We start from the raw sequence: 21614 nt of genomic DNA, 5'->3' as shown, positions 1-21614 counted from the left end.
TGTACATCGTCGGCGCAGAAATCTCGAAGCCGTTCTGCCGAGAGATGATTTTATTATTTAGGAGGCGCTGAAAACGTTGAAATAGTGCACTCCGTCGTGAGCGGTATCACCCGGTTTTGTTCTTCGATTGGTATTGAACCAGAGTTTATCCCCATTGGCGATTCCGATGCCCTCTATCTCAAAAAGGTCAGGGTATGCAGCGGACGTAACGCGGAATGACAGATTATTATCTGCATTTATTGTACCCGAGGCTGTAGATACATTACGATAAACAAGTACAATACTGACGTTTTTATATGTCAGCGGAACATATATAGTATCGTTATAATAACCGAAGCCCTGGAATGCATACGAGGTGATATTAGATACGGTACTGCCGTTGACCCGAGCATCTTCAATATTTAGGTTGAAGCCATCGGTTACATTAATTGTACCGCTGTTTGCCATCAGTGGGAGTGAACCCCTGTATAAGGTTCGTCCGGATTTGAAGAGAAAGTATATGTTGTTAGCGTCTTTGCTGGTAATCTTCATACCCGACATTGACTTGTTTAAACCTTTGTATTTGACTGTGTAGTTACCAACTTTGTAATATTTCGTTCCTACATACTTCAGTTTCACGAGACTCATACTGCCGGAGTTCATGGTGACGACGAACATATAATAATTTCCGCCGATTGTACTAAGCACCAAATCGTTGGCATGGCCGAGGTAGGTAGCATAAGTTGTCCCCTTATCACCGTTTGTCATGAGCGTAGTGGACCCGTCGCTCATTTTGGTACGGTAAATGACTGCCTTAGTATTATCACTGTTGACTTTTGCGGAATAGACGTAGGTAGATCCCACTGCAAATCCCTGTGCGGCGTAAGAGTTATTTGCATTGTTGAGCGTTGAGACGGTGGTGTAGGTGTTATAATATGCTGCATTGGCTGTGATGGGTATCAACATCGCTGTGCAGAGGAGAAAGACTACAAATAGGGTAAAATGTTTTATCGTTCTGATTCTTCTCGTAAACATACTCTTCATACACTATACCTCCATAAAAATATTATTTTATGTTGTTTATATAAATTGAATGAGTTTCCTACCCGGCTGCCGGCATAAACAACACAGAGTTGCTGCTTTTTATTGATATCATGGTAAGAAATGGTTCATTCTATCAATATATATTAACCTGAATCCGTTCGTGATCATACAGTAAATTTGGCCTAAAAGAATCCGTTCGTGATCGCAGGTTAATTTAGCTGAAAATAAAGGAAAATAGTAAGATATGAGAAATACTAAAGGGATATATTCTATATTTGGAGTATTTGGGGAGGGTTTTCGTTGAAATACTTTTATGGAATATTAGCGGTTTTGGGAGTTGTGTTGCCGTATTCGCAATTTTTTCCATGGATCATTCAGAATGGCCTGGATATGTCTCAATTAGTAGAAGAAATAACCCAAACGCGCATTGGATCATTTGCATGGATGGATGTTTTAGTATCAGCAATTGTACTTATTGGGTTCATTCTCTTCGAAGGCAAAAGAAATGGTATGAGGTCGTTATGGTTGCCGATTATAGGTACTCTTGTAGTAGGTGTTTCATTAGGCCTTCCTTTATTTTTATTACTTCGTGAAATACACATCGAGAAGAAAATACAAGGTTGAATTTCAGCACTTTTGAGCTAACGGATACGATAGCGCAATATAGATACGAAAGCACCTGGCAAGAACGATCGGCTGGCTGCTAATTCCGTTGAAGTAACTGGCAGCTATTTGCATGCGTTTGCACTGGTTGCTGCAATTGTGGTGTTATCCCTAAAAAATAAAAATAGGCTGCCGATTGTGTTTATAATTGGCAGCCTATTTTTATTGACGGTAATACTGGATCTTACTTTAACCCGAAAGCAGCCATTCCGATTTTGATACCCAACTGATTTTGATCGGAGCCCTTGGCATCGGTCGAATTTACTGAGTAAACTACTTTTCGCTGCAGGTCTCGGGTGGCAAACATACCATTGGCATACCCCGGTCTCGCTCCAGTCTTGCCCCAGAAGGTGATACCCTTGATCTCCGTCCGCATCATGCCCATGCTTAGCGTCGCCATTCCTACATCCTTATCGTCTTTATTCCATGCTGGAACGTCTGGCACTGTGAACATATGCTCCAACTCATCTTTATTTACCACATTACCGCTAAACAAAGCTGACATAAATACATTGAGATCATTTGTTGTAGAGATGATCTCGCCTGCGGCCCAAGTGAAAGACTGACTTCCTTCCGTAACGTCCACCAGCTCGGTTTTGCCACCTAGTTGGACTGCCTGGTATCCATGAGCATGTGTGCCAACGATTCGAATGTCACTTCCTGGTAGGTAAGTATTGTACAGGTCTAACGGCTGCACGATCCGGGATTGGACCTCAACTTCATAAGGGTTACCGGTCACTTTCTCAATTAACATGCCTGCAAGAATATAATTTATATTAAGATAGTGCTGTTTAGTGCCGGGCGTAAATTCCATCGGTTGACTGAAAGCCAACTTGACGAGCTCCTGTGGTGTCCAATTTTTGTACCGCATTTCTTCTTCACTCACATTTTCCGGTCGGTCAGGACTTGGCAGACCGCTCGTGTGATTGAGCAGTTGACCGACTTGAACAGGTGGGTATTCAGCGGGTAACAAACCGGGTAAATAATGCTGGATAGACTGATTCAAATCTACCTTCTGCTCGGAGACGAGCTGCAGCACGACAGCTGCGGTAAAAACCTTGGTGAGGCTACCTATGCGAAACCTTCCATCGGCCCGTGCAGATGAGTTGGAAATGATATCCGATACTCCAGATGCTCCCATCCAGCTGTCTGTTGGGGTACCCACATAGACTAAGGCAGCTGTGGCTTTCGAGTTTGGTAAATCAGACATCACTTTGCGTGCGGCTCCAAGATCCAATGGGGGGAGAACATTTTCTGCAGGTGCTAGGGCCGTCTTGCTAGACGTATCTTGGGGAGCTGCAGAAGAAGGAAAGGGCTTTGCAAAAGTGCCGGTTGCCAAAACAACGGCAAGGATAGAATAGCTGATTGCTCTCAGCATAAGATTAATCCTCCTCATAATTTTTGATATTCTTAGTGTACAAAAAGAGATATCGTCCAGGTATTGGCCATAGTCTAGACTTTCATCTGGTCTCTGGTCTAGATCAGCTGGTTAAGCTAATGGGGAATCGCGGCAGCTCCTCTTTTGTTCATTCAAGTAACTGGCAGGATAATTCAACCAATTATTGGATATTTCAATTATAGTGGAACGAATAATTTGATAGGTCATACGAAGCCATCAAACGGTGTAATTTATCTTTACCACGTTAGTTACTTTTATTTTTTTATGGATATGGTTCTCCGTTAACTCTCGCCCAGCAATACATCTGTACAAAACACTGTTAATAAAAAGCGAACGATCAGGTATCCCTAGAGGGAACCTGATCGTTCGCTTGTATATCCTTTAACAACATTTATATTCTGATTGAATGTAATCAAACCCGTATAAACATTCTCGCCGTAATCACGTAGGTCATACCTATGAAGCGCTAATGGGTAATTGGAATCGGCCTATTTCTAGATCCCGTGAGCAGGATAAGCACCATGCTTGCCCGTTAAGGCAACCTTACCATCTTTGTACACCCGGGTGCTGTACTACCAGTCTATATTGGGTGACGGGTTGAAGGTCGGAATATTGACTGCGGCACGAAGGTTGATATCGGCATAATCACGGTTCATAGCTGCCATCTTCATTTTGACAATATAGGTGGACCGCTCGCAGAGCGCTACTTCGATATAATCTGTTTCTCGGAGACGAGAAACCATTCCTTGGAGAAGGTTGGCTTCATATATAAGCGAACATAGTAGTTCCCGGCTTTATCAAAATTATATTCGGTCGTATCCGTTAGAAACCAGAAGTTTTCCTTGGAACTGTCCTTGGAGCCCCGCGTATCCAGAGATTGAATCAGCTTTTCTTTATTCTGGGGGCTTGTAATTGTAATTTTCAGTTCGGCGATGTCTGTCCTCAGATTGTCTACTTGCGCCAATACACTGATCGGATGCGTGCCTTTGGGTACATCGCCGAAAGCGCCCTTGGTTGAGAGTGTCGTTAAATGAACATTAGGCTTGTAGATGTTAAGTTTATTCTGTTCCTCATCCCACTTCAGCATGACCTGCTGCTCATTGGAGAGCTGATTCAAGGGAACGTAGACCTTCCCGTCGATCTCGACGGCCTTGCTGCTCTGTTCGGAGTTGTTCACGAATATTTTGATATCGTTCGACATGGCATAAAGCAGCGACCCGCCCCATAGACAGAGGATGAGCAGAATGACGCCAACCCGTACTTTCATGACACGCAACCTCCCATTTATTCTAATAAGAGGTTATACCTTCCAAATCGGCAAAGGTTGTGTTGTAAAGGCTATTATTTTGAAAAATAGTATCTTTCTTTTCGTTCATTCTGCATCGTATCTCTGAAAAAATGGCGCTCTCTGGCACTTACGCCTGTAGTTCCAAATCGCGGGCCGCCGAACGGATATATGCGGCAGCTGCCTTATAATCCTCGGGGGTGGACAGATGCTCCAGCATTAAGGGGGTATCCGGATCGAGCTTGCTCAATTCACGCAGAAAAGTCGGATAATGCAAAGCGCCCTTCCCGGGAATGGTTTCATCGAGATGAATCACGGTCAGCGTGTCGTCGAGCAGCAGATCTTTCGCATGACAGCTCTTGATGTAGGGGCCGAGCTTGTCGAAGCATTCCTTAATCAAGGCGGCGTTGTTGAAGTACAGCTGCGGACTGGATATGAGATTGACCGGATCGAGATGTACGGCAAACTGCGGCCGATCGATCGCGTGGACTAGCCGGACATAATTGTCGGCCGAGTCAGGGAAAACCCACTGCATCGTCTCCAGGGCGTAGAAGCTCCTCGTCGGCTTAACGCTGTCAATAATTTCGCGAACCGTGTCGACAATGAGGGCGAATGTATCGGCTGATAAATTATCCGGATGGGGGCCCGCCCAGCGGGAGGAGCGGGATCCCGCGATATTGACGCAGCACCGCGCGCCGACGCGGTCGGCTAGAGCGAGCCGCTGCTTGCAGTAAGCGATTGCTTTGCTTCTTATCTCGTCGTCCGGGCTGATTGGATTGCTCCAGGCGCCCACCTCGGCGATCACGATATTCGCCTCGCGTGCGGCATCGACATAAGCTTGGAGAACCGGCTCATCCTCCACATCCAATTCCGGACAATAAGCAGCGGTATAGCCCTGACGCTGCAGCGCTTCAATCCATTGCGCCGGATCGGAAACGTTTTCAAACAGCGGGCCGCCTAATCTCATCACATTTCATCTCCTTAAAGCATGCATCAGTATGGTTAACAGGTATCTCATATACATCTTCATATGTATCGATTCCATCTGTTACTATTTTATCGCAGAAGGGCGGGGAATGAATATAGCATTATTTTGTGTGCTTATGTAAGAACATCTATCATAGAAAAAGCCCGTACGTCCGCCGGAACAGGCCTCGATACGGGCAATATGAGGGGCTGCAGCGCCCACGGTATATAGCTCTGCGTGCCGGCTGCCGCTTGCGCTTGGAGAGGGAGGCGCAAGCCGGAATCATCCGTTACAGCTTGAATCGGTGAGCTAACGACTGCATATCATTCGACATGGAACGCAGAGATTGAGCCGAGGCGCTGATCTCTTCCATGGAAGCCAGCTGTTCTTCGGTCGAAGCCGAAATCTGCTGTGCCAGCTGACTGGCTTGAACGGAGACGTGGCGTACCTCCTGCAGAGCGGCGGCGATTTCCTGCGAGCCGGCTGTCATCTGTTCCGCCGCCGCGGAAGCCTCCTGAACTTGACTCACAACGCTTCGGGTCGCGATTAGAATCCGCCGGAACGCTTCTCCGCTATGCTCGATCGATTCAACCCCCTGGACCACTTCGTGCTCGCCCTTGTCCATTGCGGCAGCCGCCTGTTCGATATTCCCCTGGATCGTAATAATGAGATCGGCAACCTGTTGAGCCGATTCGCGGGAACGCTCCGCCAGCTTCCGCACTTCTCCGGCAACGACCGCGAACCCTTTGCCTTGCTCGCCCGCCCGTGCAGCCTCGATGGAGGCATTCAAGGCAAGCAGGTTGGTTTGCGTTGATATATCGGTCATGACCGATACAATCTCGCCAATTTCCTGCGAGCGTTTGCCAAGCGCGGCTACAATGGAGGCGATGTCGCCGACGGTTGCCCGTACCGTATTCATCTGCTCCGCGGATTGGACGATGAGACGGTTCCCTTGTTCCGCTTCCTTCAAGGTCAGCGTCGAAGCGTCGTAGGCGGTCGACGAGGTGGACGCGACGCGTTGAATGCCGACCGACATTTCTTCCATGGCAATTGCGCTATCTTTGATCCGCTTTTCTTGCGCGGAGCTGCTGGCGACCACGTTCTCGACGGAAACGGAGATCGCATTCGTCGCTTGAGTCGTTTGATCGATGGAGGCATTCAGATCGATGGAAGCGGACGAGAGCGAATCCGCGCCCGTTAACAGCCCGGATGCCATCTCCCGCAAGCTTCCATTCATCGATGTGAATGAAACGGCGAGCTCTCCGATTTCATCCTTGTTGCGCACGCGAAGCTCTTCCGTACGCAGATCGCCGGTAGCGAGCTGCCCGGCATGATCGGCAAGCTTGCGAAGCGGTCTCGAGATATGCAGGCTGAATAAGGTAATGATAAGTCCGCCGACAGCCCAGCAGCTGATTAACGTAATGAGGATCGTATTCAGAATGCGGGTCTGCCCTGAAGTATAGTCCTGCATATAAGAGCCGCCTGCCACAATCCAGCCCCACTTCGGGCTGATCTCGGCGTATGTAATTTTCTCGGCTTCCTTCGTCGAATCCGGCAGCGGCCAGTCGTATGTTGTGAAGCCCCCGCCGTCCTGCGCCTTTTTCACTAAATCCTGTATGTAATAGAATCCGCTGCTCGTCTTCTTGTCCATGATGTTCTGCCCTTCAAGCAGAGGGTGGGCGAGCAAGGTTCCCTTCGTATCGATGACATAGAAGTATCCGTGCTTTCCGAGATCGATATGAGGATTAATGGTGCGGGTATCTCCGGTCTTCAGCCCAAGCAAAATCTGTTTGACTTCCTCCTGAGCTTCCTTCTCCGACATCGTTCCCTTCTCGACCGCGGCCTCATAGACCGCCGTTATTTCGAGGCCCATCTTCACCGTGTTGCTCAAATCTTTCTTAATCAATTCATCGGATTCGGATTTTGCGACATTATAGCTGATGATGCCCAATACGGATACCGGTATAAGAAGCATTAATAAGGATACAAGCAGCAGCTTGGATCGTATCGTCAGTTTTAATCCGCGCCTTGATTTCGCCATGGCCTTCCCTCCCATTGAATTCCCCAGACATTTGTCCTATTATACACCTTCATGGGTATTTATGCTTATTTTTATTGGCATGATTTGTTATATTTTGTTGAACTTTGATGTATTCGCGAGCGATTACCTATATAGTGAACGAATAAAAAGAAAGATATAAAGAGATGCATATGGAATGACCCTGGAGAAGCGCTGGTGCGCGCCATTGTTCGCAGGATTTCGATCCATATAGCTGTCATATTGAATGGAATGCAAAGAAATTTGAAATCGCTGCAACTTAATTCCATTGGATGGCATCTTATGTCCAGAGAGAGAGGGGGGAGCGGCCTGAATGTCGTGCATGGCTTAAAAGATAAAGATGAAGCCGCGCTTCAAGCACTCATGGGGCAATATGGCGACTATTTGCTTCGGACAGCCTTCCTGCTGCTTAAAGATTTGCAATCGGCTGAGGAGGCGGTTCAGGATACGTTCGTCACCGCCTTTCACAAGATCGGACAGCTCCGCGAAGAGGAACAGCTGAAGAGCTGGCTCACCCGAATCGTCATCAATCGGTGCCGGATGAGGCAGCGGACATGGGGATGGAGGAATCTGCTTCCTTTTGCGAGGATGGAAGACCACGTGGAGGAACATCACCCGGATCCGGAGCTGCAGGTGATGCAGCGCTGGCGCAATGAGAGGTTGAGCGATGCGGTGCATCGGCTGGATTACATCTATCGGGAAGCGATTACGCTCTATTATTATAACGAACTGAGTATACGGGAGATCGCATCCCACACCGGAGCGAACGAGAATACAATCAAGGCAAGATTGACCAGGGGGCGGCTTCAGCTGCGGAAGCTGCTCGAAGAAGGAGGAGGCTATGAGCCATGACGGATGAGCAAGGGATTAAATCGCGGCTGGACGAAGAGCTCGCGGAGATTAAATTTACCGGGCATGCCCGCGTGCGGAATCGGACGCATCCCCGGACATGGCGAGACAAAGCGTCGGCCTTCTGGAATAAGGAATTGGAGCTTCCGCTTCTGCCTATCGGAGCGGCTGCCGCGCTTCTATTATTCTGGGCCGCCTCGCTTCAGCCGGATGATTCGTCCACGGAAGGGGAGATCCAATTGGCCGGCCGGGAACTGATCGAGGCCGGGGGCAATACGTATTGGAAGGATGTTTACGAGGAGGCCGTGCGGAAGCATGAAGATGAAAATAAAGGTTAAAGTAAAGCATCTCGTGCTGACGCTTCTCGCTCTCGGCGCCCTGATTCTGCTAACGGACAACGTGCTTCTTCCGCAATGGAGACACCTTGCCGCAGGGGGGCAGCCTGCGGAAGGGACGGACGGGATCGGCAGTAAGGCGGAGCTGCTGGAAGCTCTCGCTCATCCTAAGAATGACAAACAGAAGTGGTTGTTAATTCGCGACTATATCATCGAAAATGGGGCCGAGTCGATTGTAAGGGATGTCGATCTAACTGTAGGCCCCGGATTCACGCAAAGCGGAGGAGGCGTCACGGGTGAGCACAGCTTGAAAGACCCGTTAAGCTGGGCCGAGAGGCTGCCTTATCTGGAGCAGTACGTAGAGGGTGGTCCGGTCGACGGCTATTATGTGCGGGCAGCCAAACAGGTTGCCTTCTATTACGGAAATTACGGGCAGCCGGATAAGGCGATTGAGCAGCTGGAACTTGCCAATAAGCGGATAAACGATGCTCCCTCGCACGATAATTATTACGTGAAAGAAATTTGGCTGGCGCAGGCCAAGCTGCTCGCGGAACAGGACGATAAGGCCGCCGCACTGGAGACATTGGACCGGCTGACGAAAGCGTATGCGGCTTCGGATACGCATCTGAACGGCGAGATCGTTCGGATCCGGGCCCAGCTGCTGATGAGCGAAGGGAATTTGAAGGAGGCGCTCGCTCAGGTTAAGCGGCAGGTTAAGGAGGAAAAGCAATTTTGGGAGGAGGTCACGAAGGACTTCCTGGGGAAGGAAGCTCCTCTGTCGCTGATGGCGGAGCAGCTGACGATGCTTCGAGACGAACTGGAGCGGGTGCTGAAGCAAGGGGGCGAAGTATCTGAAGTCTCGGGAACGGTCAAGCGCAGCGATGGAACGCCGATGCCGGGGGTTGCCGTTTTCTTGCGGCAGCGGGAAGCGGTGAACCACAGTGTGCTCGAAGGCGAGCCTTATCAAACCGTAACCGGAGCGGATGGAAGCTTCTCCTTCCGGGGCGTTCTTGAAGGAAGCTACCAAATCTTCCTCGGATTTAAATACGATCAGATCGACGGCTATACTTGGCCTGTCGAACCCGACACCTGGATTGATGTGAAGGGAGGAGCTGCTTCGGCGGAGCAACTTATCGTCCTCACGCCGCTCATTGAGCTAATGTCACCCGTCAATCAGCAGAACGTGACCGGATCCGATATCGAATTCCGTTGGGAGGAGATTGAGGGTGCCGCTTATTATAACCTGGAGGGTGCGATCCCGATTAAAAATGGATCTGTTCACCCAACGATTCGTACACATGTGAAGGGCAATCAGATCCGGATTCCGCTGGAGGAGCTCTATGAAACGGTAGCGGGTATTTCCTTTGGCGAGACCGGTGATTGGCGATCGGTTTCTCCAGAGCCTCTGCTTGGGTTCGCCGATACGGAAAACCGGTTCTCATGGGGCGTGCAGGCCTTCGATGCGAACGGACGTCTGCTGACGCGGAGCGGCGGGTACCGGCTGCGGGAGGAAACGGTAGGGAACTTGCCCTTCTTCTATATCAAAGAGCGTACGATGACGAAGGCCGACCACCTGCTTCGGAAGGGCAAAATGGATGAGGCGTTTGACGCGTACAAAGAAGACTACGAGCAGGACGCGGGCGATGTCCACAGCTTGCAGATGATGATCCGAATGCTGGAAGCGAAGGTATCCGTGATGGATGAGAAGCGGTATGAGGACGAGGCGCTGACCTATCTGCAGAAGCTGGGGGAGCTCCGGCCTTCGGCAGCCGTGTTAAGCCGGCTCGCCGGTTATTATTACGAGCGAGAGGATTGGCCCGCTTATCACGAGGCCATTGCTGAATATCTCCGTGTAAGCCCAGTGCCGCTGAACGAGTATGAACAGTCCGTCTATGCGACGGCGCTCATGAGACAGGGGAAGCTGGAGGAAGCGCTGGGGCGATATAAGCAGGCGCTTCAGAAGGATATCAGCCACCGGTTCGTCGGCAATTATGTGGCGATCCTCATTTACTCGAACAAGACCCTGCTTCCGGCCATCGAAGCTGCCGAGCAATATCCGGAGCGGAGTTACGGCCCGGAGAAGAACGATTGGAGCGAGCTCTTGCGGAACATGCAGGAGGAGGGAGAACAGTTCAAGGACCCCCAAGCAGCTAATAAGCCGGTGGCTGGCCAGGCAGGTCGGATTGGAGAGGGTCTGGCTGGTCAGAAGGCGGGGAATGGTGACGGCTGGGAAGCTTACCGAATGGAGCTGAACCGTCAGCTTGACCTGTATTTCCAGGGCGAAGAGGAGAAGCTGGAGACTTGGTTGTCCGAAGCTGCAGGGACGCCGGCCATGAAGAATTTCATTCGCGCGCTGCTGACTGTCGGCTAGAAGAGATATGTGCCGCCGGCTGTAAGTCCAAAAAAGGGCGTTACAGGCCGGGTCCGTGCCGGAATATGAAGCTGTAAGACCGAAAAACGGACTTACAGCTAGAGGCGGGCGGATCGTGCGAGCCCGAGAGCGGCTGCAAGTCCGAATAAGGCGAAAAAGGGCGTTACAGCTGCGTACGAAGAGGAATCGCGCAGCGTAAGGCCCTTTTGGTCGTTATAGCATGTGGATATCGCAAATGCAGCGAAATTTGAAGCGGCCGGCTTCTTCGATCGGGACACGCTTCCTTTTAATCGTGCTGCGTGTCTCGAATCAGGCCTGCAGCTCGATCCGAAGCGGACCGAAGGATATCTCGGCGCCACCTGGAGGCGTTAGCTTCATCTCGATGACATCGCCGTCCTGCACCGCTCCTACGCCTGCAGGGGTACCGGTATAAATGATGTCCCCCGCATCCAAACCAAAATGAAGGCCGATATAATCGACCAGCGCTTGGATCGAGAAAATCATCTCGGCCGGCGAGCCGGCTTGAACAGTCGCTCCGTTCTTCGTTAAGCTGAACTGCAGCTCCGAGAAGCGGCTGTCCCCTTCGTAGGGAATGAACTCGCTCAATACCGCGGAGCCTTTGAAGCCCTTGGCAAGCAGCCACGGATGACGTTTCTCCTTCAAGGCCGACTGCACGTCTCTGGCCGTCCAGTCAATGCCGAGCGCAATCCCGTCAATCAGCTGCCCCAGCGGCCTGCCTGCCTCGTACGGCGCCCCGATGCGAACGACCAATTCGAGCTCATGATGGATCTCCCCGACCCCGCCGGGAAGGCGAAGAATTCCTTCTGCCGGATGCAGGGCATGCGTCGGCTTCGAGAAAATCATCGGCTGCTCGGGTACATCATTGCCTAGTTCCTTGGCATGCAGCGCATAATTTCGGCCTACACAGTAAATATTGCGGATGGAATCCAATGCGGACATACGGCGATCACTCCTTTTCATGCCCCTATTATAACGTGTCCGCCTGCTGGATAAAACGATTAAAGCCGATTGCCGCTGTTGGTTTGTCCATTGACAGGGTGAAATGACCGTGATAGTATGCCTGAATATCGCTGCTGACCTGAACTTCATACAGCGCAGACTGACCGTTAAGGAGACGAACGTTTAACGCCATGAAAGCTACTTCCTCGTCAAAATTAAACGCAGATAATCGTTCTATGCCTTCCGCCGGCCGTCTATGGATGGCGATCATTCTAGGCGGTCTTTCCGCATTCGGGCCGCTGTGCCTGGACATGTATTTGCCGGCCCTTCCCATACTGGCCAGCGATCTGAATACAAGCGTTTCGCTCGCCCAGCTTAGCTTGACCGCCTGCATGCTCGGCCTTTCGCTGGGACAGCTATTGGCTGGCCCGATCAGCGATGTTAGAGGCCGCCGCTTTCCGCTTCTGATCGGACTCGTCGTCTTCGCCATCACATCGGTATTGTGTGTAATCGCCGATTCGATCTGGCTCTTCCTGGCCTTGCGATTCGTTCAGGGGCTTGCCGGCGCAGCCGGCATCGTTATCTCCCGGGCCATCGTGCGGGATCTCTACTCGGGAACGGAGCTGACCAAGTTTTACGCGAAGCTCATGCTGGTCAATGGAGCTGCTCCGATTCTCGCGCCGATCATTGGCGGATTTATTCTGAAGTCGGCCTCTTGGCGGGTGGTTTTTATCGTGCTTGCCGTCTTCGGGCTGGTGATGCTTGCGGGCATCTTGTTCGGATTGGGAGAGTCGCATCCTGAAGGCCGGCGCTCGAAAGGCGGAATCGGCCAGACATTGCGGACGTTTGGCGGTCTATTCCGAGACCGGTCCTTCATGGGGTATGCGCTGACACAAGGCTTCGTAATGGCCGCTATGTTCGCCTATATATCCGGGTCGCCATTCGTGCTGCAGGAATTTTTCGGCGTTACGCCCCAGACGTTCAGTTATATCTTTGCCATGAACGGCCTAGGCATTATTGCCGCAACGCAAATTACCGGCCGATTAGCGGGACGCATCGGCGAATCGAAGCTGCTCAAGTACGGTTTGAGTATCGCCGCGTTCGGCGGATTGCTGCTGTTTATCGTCATTGCGGCGGGAGCGGGCTTATACGCTGTCTTAATCCCGCTGTTCCTGATCGTGTCGAGCGTCGGGATCGTATCCACGGCAAGCTTCTCGCTCGCGCTGCAGAATCACGGCCAATCCGCTGGCACGGCCTCCGCGCTGCTGGGATTGTTGTCCTTGATGATCGGCGGTTTGGCGGCGCCGCTTGTCGGTCTCGGCGGCAGCGGGACCGCCCTGCCGCTCGCGATCGTCATCCTCGCTGCGGAAGCGGGTGCAGTGCTCTGCTATACGATACTGCTGCGGCCGGCTGCAAGAGGCCTCCAGTAAAAAATTCGTGCCCCCCAATGGAGGCACGAATTTTTTTGTGTGCAGCGGTTTGTGTGCAGCGGATGGAAGCGCCGCTATTGCTCATTCCCTATTTGCGCATTACCGAGCACAACCGAGCACAACCACCCATAACCGCCCACAGCCACCCGCAGCCGCACGCTACCCCCGGTGTCCCGGTGCAGAACGGTGAGCCGCTTTGCCCTGCCGGTATTCCCGCGGCGAGGAGCGCGTAATTTTTTTGAACGTCTTGCCGAAATGCGAGAAATTGCCGAAGCCGACGGCGGAGGAGATGTCCGTAATGGACATCGAGGTTTCATGCAGCAGCCGCTGCGCTTCCTTCACGCGAGTCAGATTCAAATAATCGATAATGGTAAAGCCGGTCACTTCCTTGAAGACGCGGCTCAAATAGTAGGGACTGACATAGAACCGCTTCGATAAGTCGTGAATATGCACGGTCTCGGCGTAATTGGCATTCAAATAGCGGGCCACCTCGGAAATCTTGTCATGAATGGCGGAGGTGCCGCCCGGCTTCACCGGAATATTCGTCTGCAGGAACCGGGCGCACAGAAGCAGGATATCATTAAGAGCCTGGCTCAAGTACAGCTCGCACCCAGCCGGCTCATCGCGCAGCTCATTCATCATGCGGCGGATATGCGCGTCGACCTGAAGCTTTGCTTCTCCGGGAAGGCGGACAACAGGGTTATCCGGCGCGAACGGGCTGAGCAGCAGCTTGGCTTGCGAATCAGTCCATTCGCGGATATAACGGTCATCGAAATAGATGACGATGCGCTGGTGCGACGAGTCTCCCGCCTGCGTCGTCTTATGCACCTCGTTCTTCCGGATGAAGACCAGGTCTCCTGCTTGAACCAGGTAGGACGCATCCTTGACGAAGTAGACCCTCGACCCCGATAGCAAATAGTACATTTCATAGTAGGGGTGGAAATGGTTTTGCCGCATGTTGTAAGGCTCGATTCGTCTGGCATATTCAACGTAGAATGGATCGGCTGCCGACCCGTGCTTCATCATGTCGGGGTAGGTCATTCTGAGCCTCCCGGGCTTGATTTAGTATTTTTTGTTATTATAGCAAGATATGCGGGGTTACAGGGTGTTTGGGCAAAAAACGAGGCGAAAAAGATGCAATTTAAGCTTATTCTTAGGGAAGCACCTCATTAAATTGAGAAAAGGATGAGCCATGATGAGCAAGAAGAAAAAATATGTTCTGGTCGGTTCTGGCGGCAGAGCGCAGTTTTTCTACGGGGCAATTGCCAAGGAATACAGGGATACGTCGGAGCTGCTTGCATTCTGCGATACGAATCAGACCCGCATGGACTACGCGAACAGAGTACTGGCCAACCATTACGGCTATCCGCAGGTCCGCACCTACAAAGCGGAGCAGTTCGATGCGATGATCGAACAGGAGAAGCCGGATGCCGTCATTGTGACAAGCGTAGACCGCACCCACCACACGTACATCATCCGCGCCATGGAGCTCGGCTGCGATGTCATTACCGAGAAACCGATGACCGTGGATGAGCGCAAATGCCAGGACATTCTCGACGCGGTCGAGCGTACGGGACGCAGCGTCCGCGTCACGTTCAACTACCGTTATGCCCCGCATCATACGAAGGTGCGCGAATTGATCGAGGACGGCACGATCGGGAAGGTGACCTCCGTCCATTTTGAATGGCTGCTGGATACGCAGCACGGAGCGGACTATTTCCGCCGCTGGCATCGCGACAAGCGCAATAGCGGAGGGCTTCTCGTGCACAAATCGACCCATCATTTCGACCTCGTCAATTTCTGGATCGGCTCTGAGCCGGATACGGTATTCTCGATGGGCGATCTGCTCTTCTACGGCAAGGAGAATGCTGAGCGGCGCGGCGTGACCCGCTTCTATGACCGTGCAACGGGCAATCCGAACGCGAAGGACGATCCGTTCGCGCTTCATCTGGATACCAACGATTATCTCAAGGCGCTGTACTTGGATGCCGAGAAGGAAGACGGGTACAGGCGAGACCAGAGCGTGTTCGGCGACGGCATCAGCATCGAGGATACGATGGGCGTAATGGTCCGGTACAAGAACAATGCGATTCTGACTTATTCGCTCAATGCCTACATGCCTTGGGAAGGCTACCGCATCGCCTTTAACGGCACGAAGGGCCGGCTCGAGCTGACCGTCGTCGAGAGCTCCTATGTCAATTCCGGCGGCGACAAGGCACTGGAAGGCGCGCTCAAAGGGAAAACGATGACGGTGTTTCCGATGTTCGAGGCTCCTTATAAGGTGGAGGTTGAAGAAGGCGTCGGCGGACATGGCGGAGGAGATCCGGTGCTGCTCAACGATATTTTTGGCACGCCGGTGGAGGATCGGTATAAGCGTGCGGCGAATCATATTGATGGAGCGCGTTCGATTCTGACAGGCATTGCGGCCAACCGTTCCATACGGACCGGACAGCCTGTCAAGGTTGAGGATCTGGTCAAATTTCATTGACGCGCAAGAGGAGGAACGCACGAAAGTGAAACCGTTCTTGGATAACAACTTTTTGCTGACAAACGAGGTGGCGGAGCGGCTGTATCATGAGGTTGCCGCCAAACAGCCCATTATCGACTACCACTGCCACTTGAATCCGCAGGAGATTTATGAGAACAAGCGGTTCAACAATCTAACGGAGCTATGGCTATATGGCGATCACTACAAATGGCGGGCAATGCGCGCGAACGGCATTGCGGAACCGCTGGTGACCGGCGGAGACGGCGTCAGCGATTATGACCGGTTTCTGGCATGGGCGCGCACGGTCCCAAACACGCTTGGGAACCCGCTGTATCATTGGTCGCATCTGGAGCTTCAGCGGTATTTCGGCATCCATGATCTCATTAACGAGAAGAATGCGCCGTCGATCTGGGAGCGTGCCAACGCCCAGCTTCAGACGAATGCATTCACGGTGCGCGAGCTGATTCGCAGAAGCGATGTGCGCGTCATCTGTACCACGGATGATCCGGCGGATACATTGGAATATCATATCGGCATCCGGGAGCTCGAAGACTTTGATTGCGCGGTGCTGCCTTCGTTCCGCCCGGACAAGAGCTTGGAGATCCGCCGCGATACGTTCCTGCCATGGATTCAGCGGATGGAGAAGGCGACGGGATCTGCCATTGCGGATTATGACGGGCTGCTGGCTGCGCTCGGGGAGCGAGCGAATTTCTTCCACGAGGCGGGTTGTCTGGTATCCGATCACGCGCTGGACATCGTGCCGTTCGAAGAGACGACCGCGCAGGAAGTATCGGCTATATTCGCCAAAGCGCTTAGCGGGCAGCCGGTGAGCGCGGAAGAGGAGCGCAAATACAAGACGCATACGATGCTGTTCCTCGGCCGGCTCTATGCCAAGCTGGGCTGGACGATGCAGCTGCACATTCATGCAAGCCGGAATAACAACAGCCGGATGTTCGGTGCGATCGGTCCGGATACGGGCTATGATGCCATACATGACGGACAGCTCGCTTATCCGCTCGCCAGGCTGCTTGACCTGCTGGAGTCGGAAGGCTCGCTGCCCAAAACGATTCTGTATTCGCTCAATCCGAAGGATTACTACGTCATGTCTACGATTATGGGAAGCTTCCAGGACGGTTCGGCGCCGGGCAAAATGCAGCTGGGCTCGGCATGGTGGTTCAACGATACGAAGGATGGCATGCTGGAGCAAATGAACGCGCTGGCCAATACGGGCCTGCTCAGCCAGTTCGTCGGTATGCTGACCGATTCCCGCAGCTTCCTTTCCTACACGAGGCATGAATATTTCCGCCGGATCCTCTGCAGCCTGCTCGGCGAATGGGTGGTCCGCGGCGAAGCGCCTTATGACATGGAGCTGCTCGGCGGCATGGTGGAGAACATCTCTTATCAGAATGCCCGCCATTATTTTGGATTTCCGTCCTTGAAGGCGTAGCGCGGCCTTGAACAAGCAGAAGCTGTGCCCCAATTATATGGCGAAGAACCCTGGCTTGTATGGCCGGGGTTCTTATTTTATTTCGGAGGCAGCTAATCCCGCCGCCAAGAATGGCGCGAGCGTGATCCTATTGTACGAAAGAGGACGGCGGCATATTTTCGTTTTATGCCAAAAATATTGTGTGTTTGGTTGTTATTGATTGTTTTTTATATTGACTTAAATGGTGTCCGGCGTTAAGATAAACACCGTATTCATGAATTTGAGACGTGGGAAGTGAGACAATGATCGTCGCATTGCTGCTTGTTCTATGCTCCGGTTTAACGCATGCGGTATGGAATCTGTTCACGAAAACGAGTAAGAATAAGCGGGTCTTTCTATGGTGGATTCATATTTTCGCTACGGTGGCGCTGCTCCCGAATTTCGTCTTGGAGCTAAGTAAGGGCGGATTCGGTTACAGGGGGATTCTCTTGATGTTGGGCTCGCTGATGTTTCAATGCCTGTACATTCTGCTGCTCCCAAGAGCCTATGAACGCGGCGACATGTCGCGGACGTATCCGATCATGAGGGGAACCGGGGCGCTGCTGGTGCCTGTCGTCAGCGTATGGCTGTACGGCGAATCGTTGTCGATTATCGGGTGGCTGGGCGTCTTGAGCATTGCAGCAGGCTTGTTCGTCATCGGCGGATTCGCCGGGAAGCGGGAGAAGGGGGAGCATTCGGTGCTCTACTTCCTTATACCGGCCTTCATGAACGGTCTGTGCATTACCGGCTACGTCCTCATTGACAAGTCGCTGCTGGATTACTTGTCCCCCTTGTCGCTGCTGGAGCTCGGCAATATCGCCTATATCCTTATTCTGACCCCGCTCGTGCTGCGCTCGGGCGAGATGAAGAAGGAACTCGCGATCAATTGGCGGACGATCGCGGTTGGCGCCTTCTTGTCCCCGGGGTCGTATTTCTTGTTCCTGCTCGCGGTTAACATTGCGCCGTTATCGCATGTAGCGCCAATTCGCGAGATGGGCACCGTATTCGGAACACTGCTCGGCGTCTTCCTGCTGAAGGAAGCCAACGGCTGGCAGAGAATCGCCATGTCGGGGGTGATTACCGCAGGCGTTATCTCCATTGGATTTTGGGGAACGCCTTAATAATCCGTATGAAATGCAGCGCCCTTTGAGCCGGTACAGGTACAGGTCAAGGGGCGCTTTTTGCTGCTGTCATACCGTTATTTTGCGGCATTGCAGCAGATACAGCCGATGATTGGAGTAAGCCCATTCGATATCGAGCGCCTCGCCGAATACCGCCTCGCACTGTGCCGCAAGCCCATCGAGCTGACGCGCCTGTTCGTCCGTTAAGCAAGCTTGCCGGCTGAGGGAAGGGTCGAGCTTCACTTCATGCGTCCCTCCGAGCTCATCAGGAACGATTGCCGTTTCTTTATCGCCGATATGAACGCTGATCGAGGCGGCGCCTCTGCTCACCGTGTACAGGTCGGGAATAATTCGTCCGGAGGCGATACTCTCGCCGAGCCCCCAGCATGCCTCGATAACACGTTCGTCTTCACCTGTTACAGGATGTCTGGTGAACATCACTCCCGAGCAATCGGCTTCAATCGTCTCTTGTACAATAACGCCGACGGGAGCCGGGGCCGATCCGCCTTGCTTTCGTTGATAGGCGATTGCCTGCGGCGAACGACCGGAATCGGCAATGAGCCGAACGGCTTCCAGCAGACGGTCCCCGTCCGCAATGTTTAAGACGGTCTTGTAAATACCGGCGAAGCTGGCATAATCCCCATCCTCGCCAACGGCCGATGAACGGACGGCGAACCGCATGGACGAGGCGCCGGCAGCGGTGATGAGCTCCCGGATGGTTGTCTCATCACCGCTTATGATACGGATGGCACTTTCATGGGATATGGCATAACCGGCGGGTACCGGCAATCCGGCCCGCAGGGCTGCCCCCAATTGAACGGCTTTCCCGCCATATGCGAGCGGATCGAACGCTTCCTCCAAGGGGACGACGCTCATTCGCTGTCCTTCTTTGCAGCGCCTGGAATCCTTGCGACCTCGTCGCAGCGGTCGAAAAACTCCGTCTGCAGCTTCAGAACGGTTTCGTCCTTCTTGATCTGTCTGAGGGCCTCCGCGAAATTCTGCGCGCAGAATTCAATGTAAGCTTTGCCGTATTCCGCTATCGACAAGGACGGATCGCCGGCGATTTGGTTCGGAAATTCCGTATACCAATGGATGCCGGCCGTTACGTTATGTTCCGCGAGCCAACGCGCTCTGCCTTGTGAATTCCACTCGCCGGGGTTTAACCGGTCCATGTAAACAAGCGAAGGATCAATATGCATGATCTCGGAGGTTTCCATATGATCCGCATGCCCGTATTCGCCAGGGGTTTCGAAATGGCTGTCCAGATAATGAAGCTGCTCGGCATTTAATTCCCATAAATCGTACGTGTAGACGACATAATCCTTGGGCTCGTCGAGCATCGTTTGGGCAAAATACTTCAGCATGTTATTGTTGCCCCCGTGACCGTTGGCAAGAATGATTTTGTCGAAGCCGTTGCGCCGGATCTCCTTGCAAACCTCGCTCAGAAGCCGCAGCTGCATCTCGCTGTTCAATGCGACCGTGCCCGCGTAATGCTTCACCTCCGAGACTTGACCGAAGATATAATACGGAAAAATAACGATCGGCTCGATTTCAGCCGTTTTCTCGACAACCGCTCGCGCAATCATCATATCCGTGCCAAGCGGCAGATGGTCGCCATGTTTCTCCAGACAGCCGATGGGCAGCACGCAGACCCGGTTGGTCGCCATGACGGCATCTTCGAATTGTTGGACGGTTAAGTTTTCCCACAGCATAGGTTGGTTGTATCCTCTCTTGTTTGAAGTATTTTTCTCATGCCGGCGCAGCCTAGTTATTGTATTGGCTAGCCGGTTCTTTTTTCCTTTTTTTGAAAGATTGGAATGGAAAATTAATAGAAGAAGGAGAAGTTTCCGTCTTTCATTGCATATATTCTGAGGGGCGAAACGCAGTTCACTCCAAAAACGGCATCAGCCGTTTCTTTCTGTAGGGAAAATATTCCTGAAGTGGTATAATTAATTAACCTCATGATATGACGGGCATTCGTGCAAGGAATGATGGGCGCAAGATGGGAGCGGATCGGCAGCCTGTATGGCTTGGGATACGTGTAATCGATTACACGTATCCGTTGTAAGGCGGTCTTGAAAGCGAGACTGGGTCCTGCGATCACAGGCAGGATAGGCTGTTTGTCATCAATGGCGGAGCACGGATATTCGTTATGGAATAAATCTATCAGCCGGCAATGGCAGGTACGGGTGTTCGTTATGGAATGAATCTATCAGCCAGCAATGGCGGGAGGAGTCGGTCATGCGCATATCGGTAGATCGGTCAAAATTCGAAGGTGTGTTTTCACTGCTGCTGACGCCGTTTCTAAAGAGCGGAGCGGTCGATTGGAAGACCTATGAGAGGTATGTGGATTGGCAATTGGCGAAGCGGCCTCACGGGCTGTTTGCGGTATGCGGTTCCAGCGACATGAAATGGTTAACGCTGGAGGAGCGTCTGGAATTGGCGAGAATTGCGGTGAAGCGAGCAGGGGACGTGCCTGTAGCGGCCACGGGCAATTTGCTGCCCGATCCGGCGGATCATCGGGATGAAGTGCGCCGGATGGCCGAAACGGGGGTGGCGGCTGTCGTCCTCGTGCCTCCGCCGGGTATGGGAACGGATCAGAAGCGGCTCGGTCAGCATTTTGCCGTGCTGGCGGAGGAGGCCGGCTGTCCGGTCATCGTCTATGAATGGCCAATGGTGCAGCCATACCTGCTGGATGCCGGCATATATGGCGAACTGGTGCAGCAGCAGGGACTGATCGGTATTAAGGATACGACCTGCACCATGGAGGGCATTGCCGCGAAGATTGAAGCCGCTCCGGAGAGCGTGGTTTACCAGGCCAATCATCCGTTCATGCTGGATGCGATCCGCAAGGGAGCAAGGGGCATTATGGCGATATCTACGGCAGCCAACGCGGATCTTGTGATCGATTTCTGGAACAGCGCGGTCGCCGGCGACGCCGCGGCGGTGGAGAAGCATCGGACGCTGGTAATGCTGGACAATGTTCTTACCCATCAAGGCGGCTATAATGCGACGGCCAAGCTGCTGGCTAACCTGCAGGGAATGGAGATGGAGCTCGTATGCCGAAATCCCATCGTCCTCCGCGATGAAACGATCAAAGTGGTCGAGCTGTTTCATGAGATGGTTTATCAAATCCCGAACGCGGTTAAATGATGAAGGGCTGTCCCGCCGTCATCTCGGATGACGTGCGGGACAGCCC

General features: G+C 52.5%; 19 protein-coding genes. 9 read left to right on the top strand and 10 right to left on the bottom strand.

What is annotated here, in order from left to right; all coding sequences use genetic code 11:
- Window positions 1–57: 57 nt before the first annotated feature.
- Window positions 58–1023 carry a hypothetical protein gene (locus L1F29_RS30085; protein ID WP_258385688.1) on the bottom strand — a complete coding sequence of 322 codons (966 nt, stop codon included), beginning with the start codon at window positions 1021–1023 and terminating at the stop codon, window positions 58–60.
- A gap of 300 nt (window positions 1024–1323) precedes the next feature.
- Between L1F29_RS30085 and L1F29_RS30080 the strand changes: the two genes are divergently transcribed.
- Window positions 1324–1647 carry a DUF2834 domain-containing protein gene (locus L1F29_RS30080; protein WP_258385687.1) on the top strand — a complete coding sequence of 108 codons (324 nt, stop codon included), beginning with the start codon at window positions 1324–1326 and terminating at the stop codon, window positions 1645–1647.
- A 223-nt stretch (window positions 1648–1870) separates the two neighbouring features.
- Here the strand turns inward: L1F29_RS30080 and L1F29_RS30075 are convergent, their stop codons facing one another.
- From L1F29_RS30075 to L1F29_RS30060, 4 genes are all read right to left on the bottom strand, one after another.
- The gene (locus L1F29_RS30075; RefSeq protein WP_258385686.1) at window positions 1871–3064 is read right to left on the bottom strand and encodes a serine hydrolase domain-containing protein; all 1194 of its coding nucleotides are present in this window, start codon (window positions 3062–3064) and stop codon (window positions 1871–1873) included.
- Between the two features lie 724 nt (window positions 3065–3788).
- Window positions 3789–4352, bottom strand: a complete 564-nt coding sequence (locus tag L1F29_RS30070; RefSeq protein ID WP_258385685.1) for a copper amine oxidase — start codon at window positions 4350–4352, stop codon at window positions 3789–3791.
- 148 nt (window positions 4353–4500) lie between these two features.
- A complete protein-coding gene (locus tag L1F29_RS30065; protein WP_258385684.1) occupies window positions 4501–5337 on the bottom strand; it encodes a sugar phosphate isomerase/epimerase family protein in 837 nt (278 codons plus the stop codon).
- A gap of 289 nt (window positions 5338–5626) precedes the next feature.
- On the bottom strand, window positions 5627–7378 hold the full coding sequence (locus L1F29_RS30060) for a methyl-accepting chemotaxis protein (protein ID WP_258385683.1): 1752 nt from the start codon (window positions 7376–7378) through the stop codon (window positions 5627–5629).
- 300 nt (window positions 7379–7678) lie between these two features.
- On the opposite strand from L1F29_RS30060, the gene L1F29_RS30055 reads away from it, so the two are divergent.
- Genes L1F29_RS30055 through L1F29_RS30045 form a run of 3 tightly spaced genes read left to right on the top strand, consistent with a single transcriptional unit; the run spans window position 7679 to window position 10951 of the window.
- Window positions 7679–8248, top strand: coding sequence for a sigma-70 family RNA polymerase sigma factor (locus L1F29_RS30055; RefSeq protein ID WP_258385682.1), 570 nt, complete (start codon window positions 7679–7681; stop codon window positions 8246–8248).
- Complete coding sequence (locus L1F29_RS30050; RefSeq protein WP_258385681.1) at window positions 8245–8583, top strand: hypothetical protein; 339 nt, start codon at window positions 8245–8247, stop codon at window positions 8581–8583. Before L1F29_RS30055 ends, L1F29_RS30050 begins: the two co-directional genes overlap by 4 nt.
- Window positions 8561–10951 carry a carboxypeptidase regulatory-like domain-containing protein gene (locus tag L1F29_RS30045; protein WP_258385680.1) on the top strand — a complete coding sequence of 797 codons (2391 nt, stop codon included), beginning with the start codon at window positions 8561–8563 and terminating at the stop codon, window positions 10949–10951. The genes L1F29_RS30050 and L1F29_RS30045 overlap by 23 nt, the downstream gene beginning before the upstream one ends.
- Before the next feature lie 309 nt (window positions 10952–11260).
- Here the strand turns inward: L1F29_RS30045 and L1F29_RS30040 are convergent, their stop codons facing one another.
- Complete coding sequence (locus L1F29_RS30040; protein WP_258385679.1) at window positions 11261–11911, bottom strand: fumarylacetoacetate hydrolase family protein; 651 nt, start codon at window positions 11909–11911, stop codon at window positions 11261–11263.
- Between the two features lie 28 nt (window positions 11912–11939).
- Window positions 11940–12104, bottom strand: a complete 165-nt coding sequence (locus L1F29_RS30035; RefSeq protein ID WP_258385678.1) for a hypothetical protein — start codon at window positions 12102–12104, stop codon at window positions 11940–11942.
- Between L1F29_RS30035 and L1F29_RS30030 the strand changes: the two genes are divergently transcribed.
- On the top strand, window positions 12103–13341 hold the full coding sequence (locus L1F29_RS30030; RefSeq protein ID WP_373876453.1) for a multidrug effflux MFS transporter: 1239 nt from the start codon (window positions 12103–12105) through the stop codon (window positions 13339–13341). The genes L1F29_RS30035 and L1F29_RS30030 overlap by 2 nt on opposite strands.
- 159 nt (window positions 13342–13500) lie before the next feature.
- Here the strand turns inward: L1F29_RS30030 and L1F29_RS30025 are convergent, their stop codons facing one another.
- Window positions 13501–14382 (bottom strand): AraC family transcriptional regulator, encoded by an 882-nt coding sequence (locus L1F29_RS30025; protein WP_258385676.1) that lies wholly within the window; start codon window positions 14380–14382, stop codon window positions 13501–13503.
- Window positions 14383–14536: 154 nt separating this feature from the next.
- Between L1F29_RS30025 and L1F29_RS30020 the strand changes: the two genes are divergently transcribed.
- The 3 genes from L1F29_RS30020 to L1F29_RS30010 all read left to right on the top strand — a co-directional run bounded on the left by L1F29_RS30020 (window position 14537) and on the right by L1F29_RS30010 (window position 18415).
- On the top strand, window positions 14537–15829 hold the full coding sequence (locus L1F29_RS30020; protein WP_258385675.1) for a Gfo/Idh/MocA family protein: 1293 nt from the start codon (window positions 14537–14539) through the stop codon (window positions 15827–15829).
- A gap of 25 nt (window positions 15830–15854) precedes the next feature.
- Window positions 15855–17276, top strand: a complete 1422-nt coding sequence (gene uxaC, locus L1F29_RS30015; RefSeq protein ID WP_258385674.1) for a glucuronate isomerase — start codon at window positions 15855–15857, stop codon at window positions 17274–17276.
- Window positions 17277–17557: 281 nt separating this feature from the next.
- The gene (locus L1F29_RS30010; RefSeq protein ID WP_258385673.1) at window positions 17558–18415 is read left to right on the top strand and encodes a DMT family transporter; all 858 of its coding nucleotides are present in this window, start codon (window positions 17558–17560) and stop codon (window positions 18413–18415) included.
- A gap of 69 nt (window positions 18416–18484) precedes the next feature.
- On the opposite strand, the gene L1F29_RS30005 is transcribed toward L1F29_RS30010, so the two are convergent.
- Window positions 18485–19291, bottom strand: a complete 807-nt coding sequence (locus tag L1F29_RS30005) for a PEP/pyruvate-binding domain-containing protein (RefSeq protein ID WP_258385672.1) — start codon at window positions 19289–19291, stop codon at window positions 18485–18487.
- Window positions 19288–20127, bottom strand: a complete 840-nt coding sequence (locus tag L1F29_RS30000; RefSeq protein ID WP_258385671.1) for a creatininase family protein — start codon at window positions 20125–20127, stop codon at window positions 19288–19290. The genes L1F29_RS30005 and L1F29_RS30000 overlap by 4 nt, the downstream gene beginning before the upstream one ends.
- A 529-nt stretch (window positions 20128–20656) precedes the next feature.
- Here L1F29_RS30000 and L1F29_RS29995 point away from each other — a divergent pair.
- Window positions 20657–21568 carry a dihydrodipicolinate synthase family protein gene (locus L1F29_RS29995; RefSeq protein WP_258385670.1) on the top strand — a complete coding sequence of 304 codons (912 nt, stop codon included), beginning with the start codon at window positions 20657–20659 and terminating at the stop codon, window positions 21566–21568.
- The last annotated feature ends 46 nt before the right edge of the window (window positions 21569–21614 follow it).

It is taken from the genome of Paenibacillus spongiae, assembly GCF_024734895.1.
GTDB lineage: Bacteria > Bacillota > Bacilli > Paenibacillales > Paenibacillaceae > Paenibacillus_Z > Paenibacillus_Z spongiae.
The sequence above is the reverse complement of the archived record's forward strand: the minus strand, read 5'-3'. Positions and strand labels throughout refer to the sequence as shown.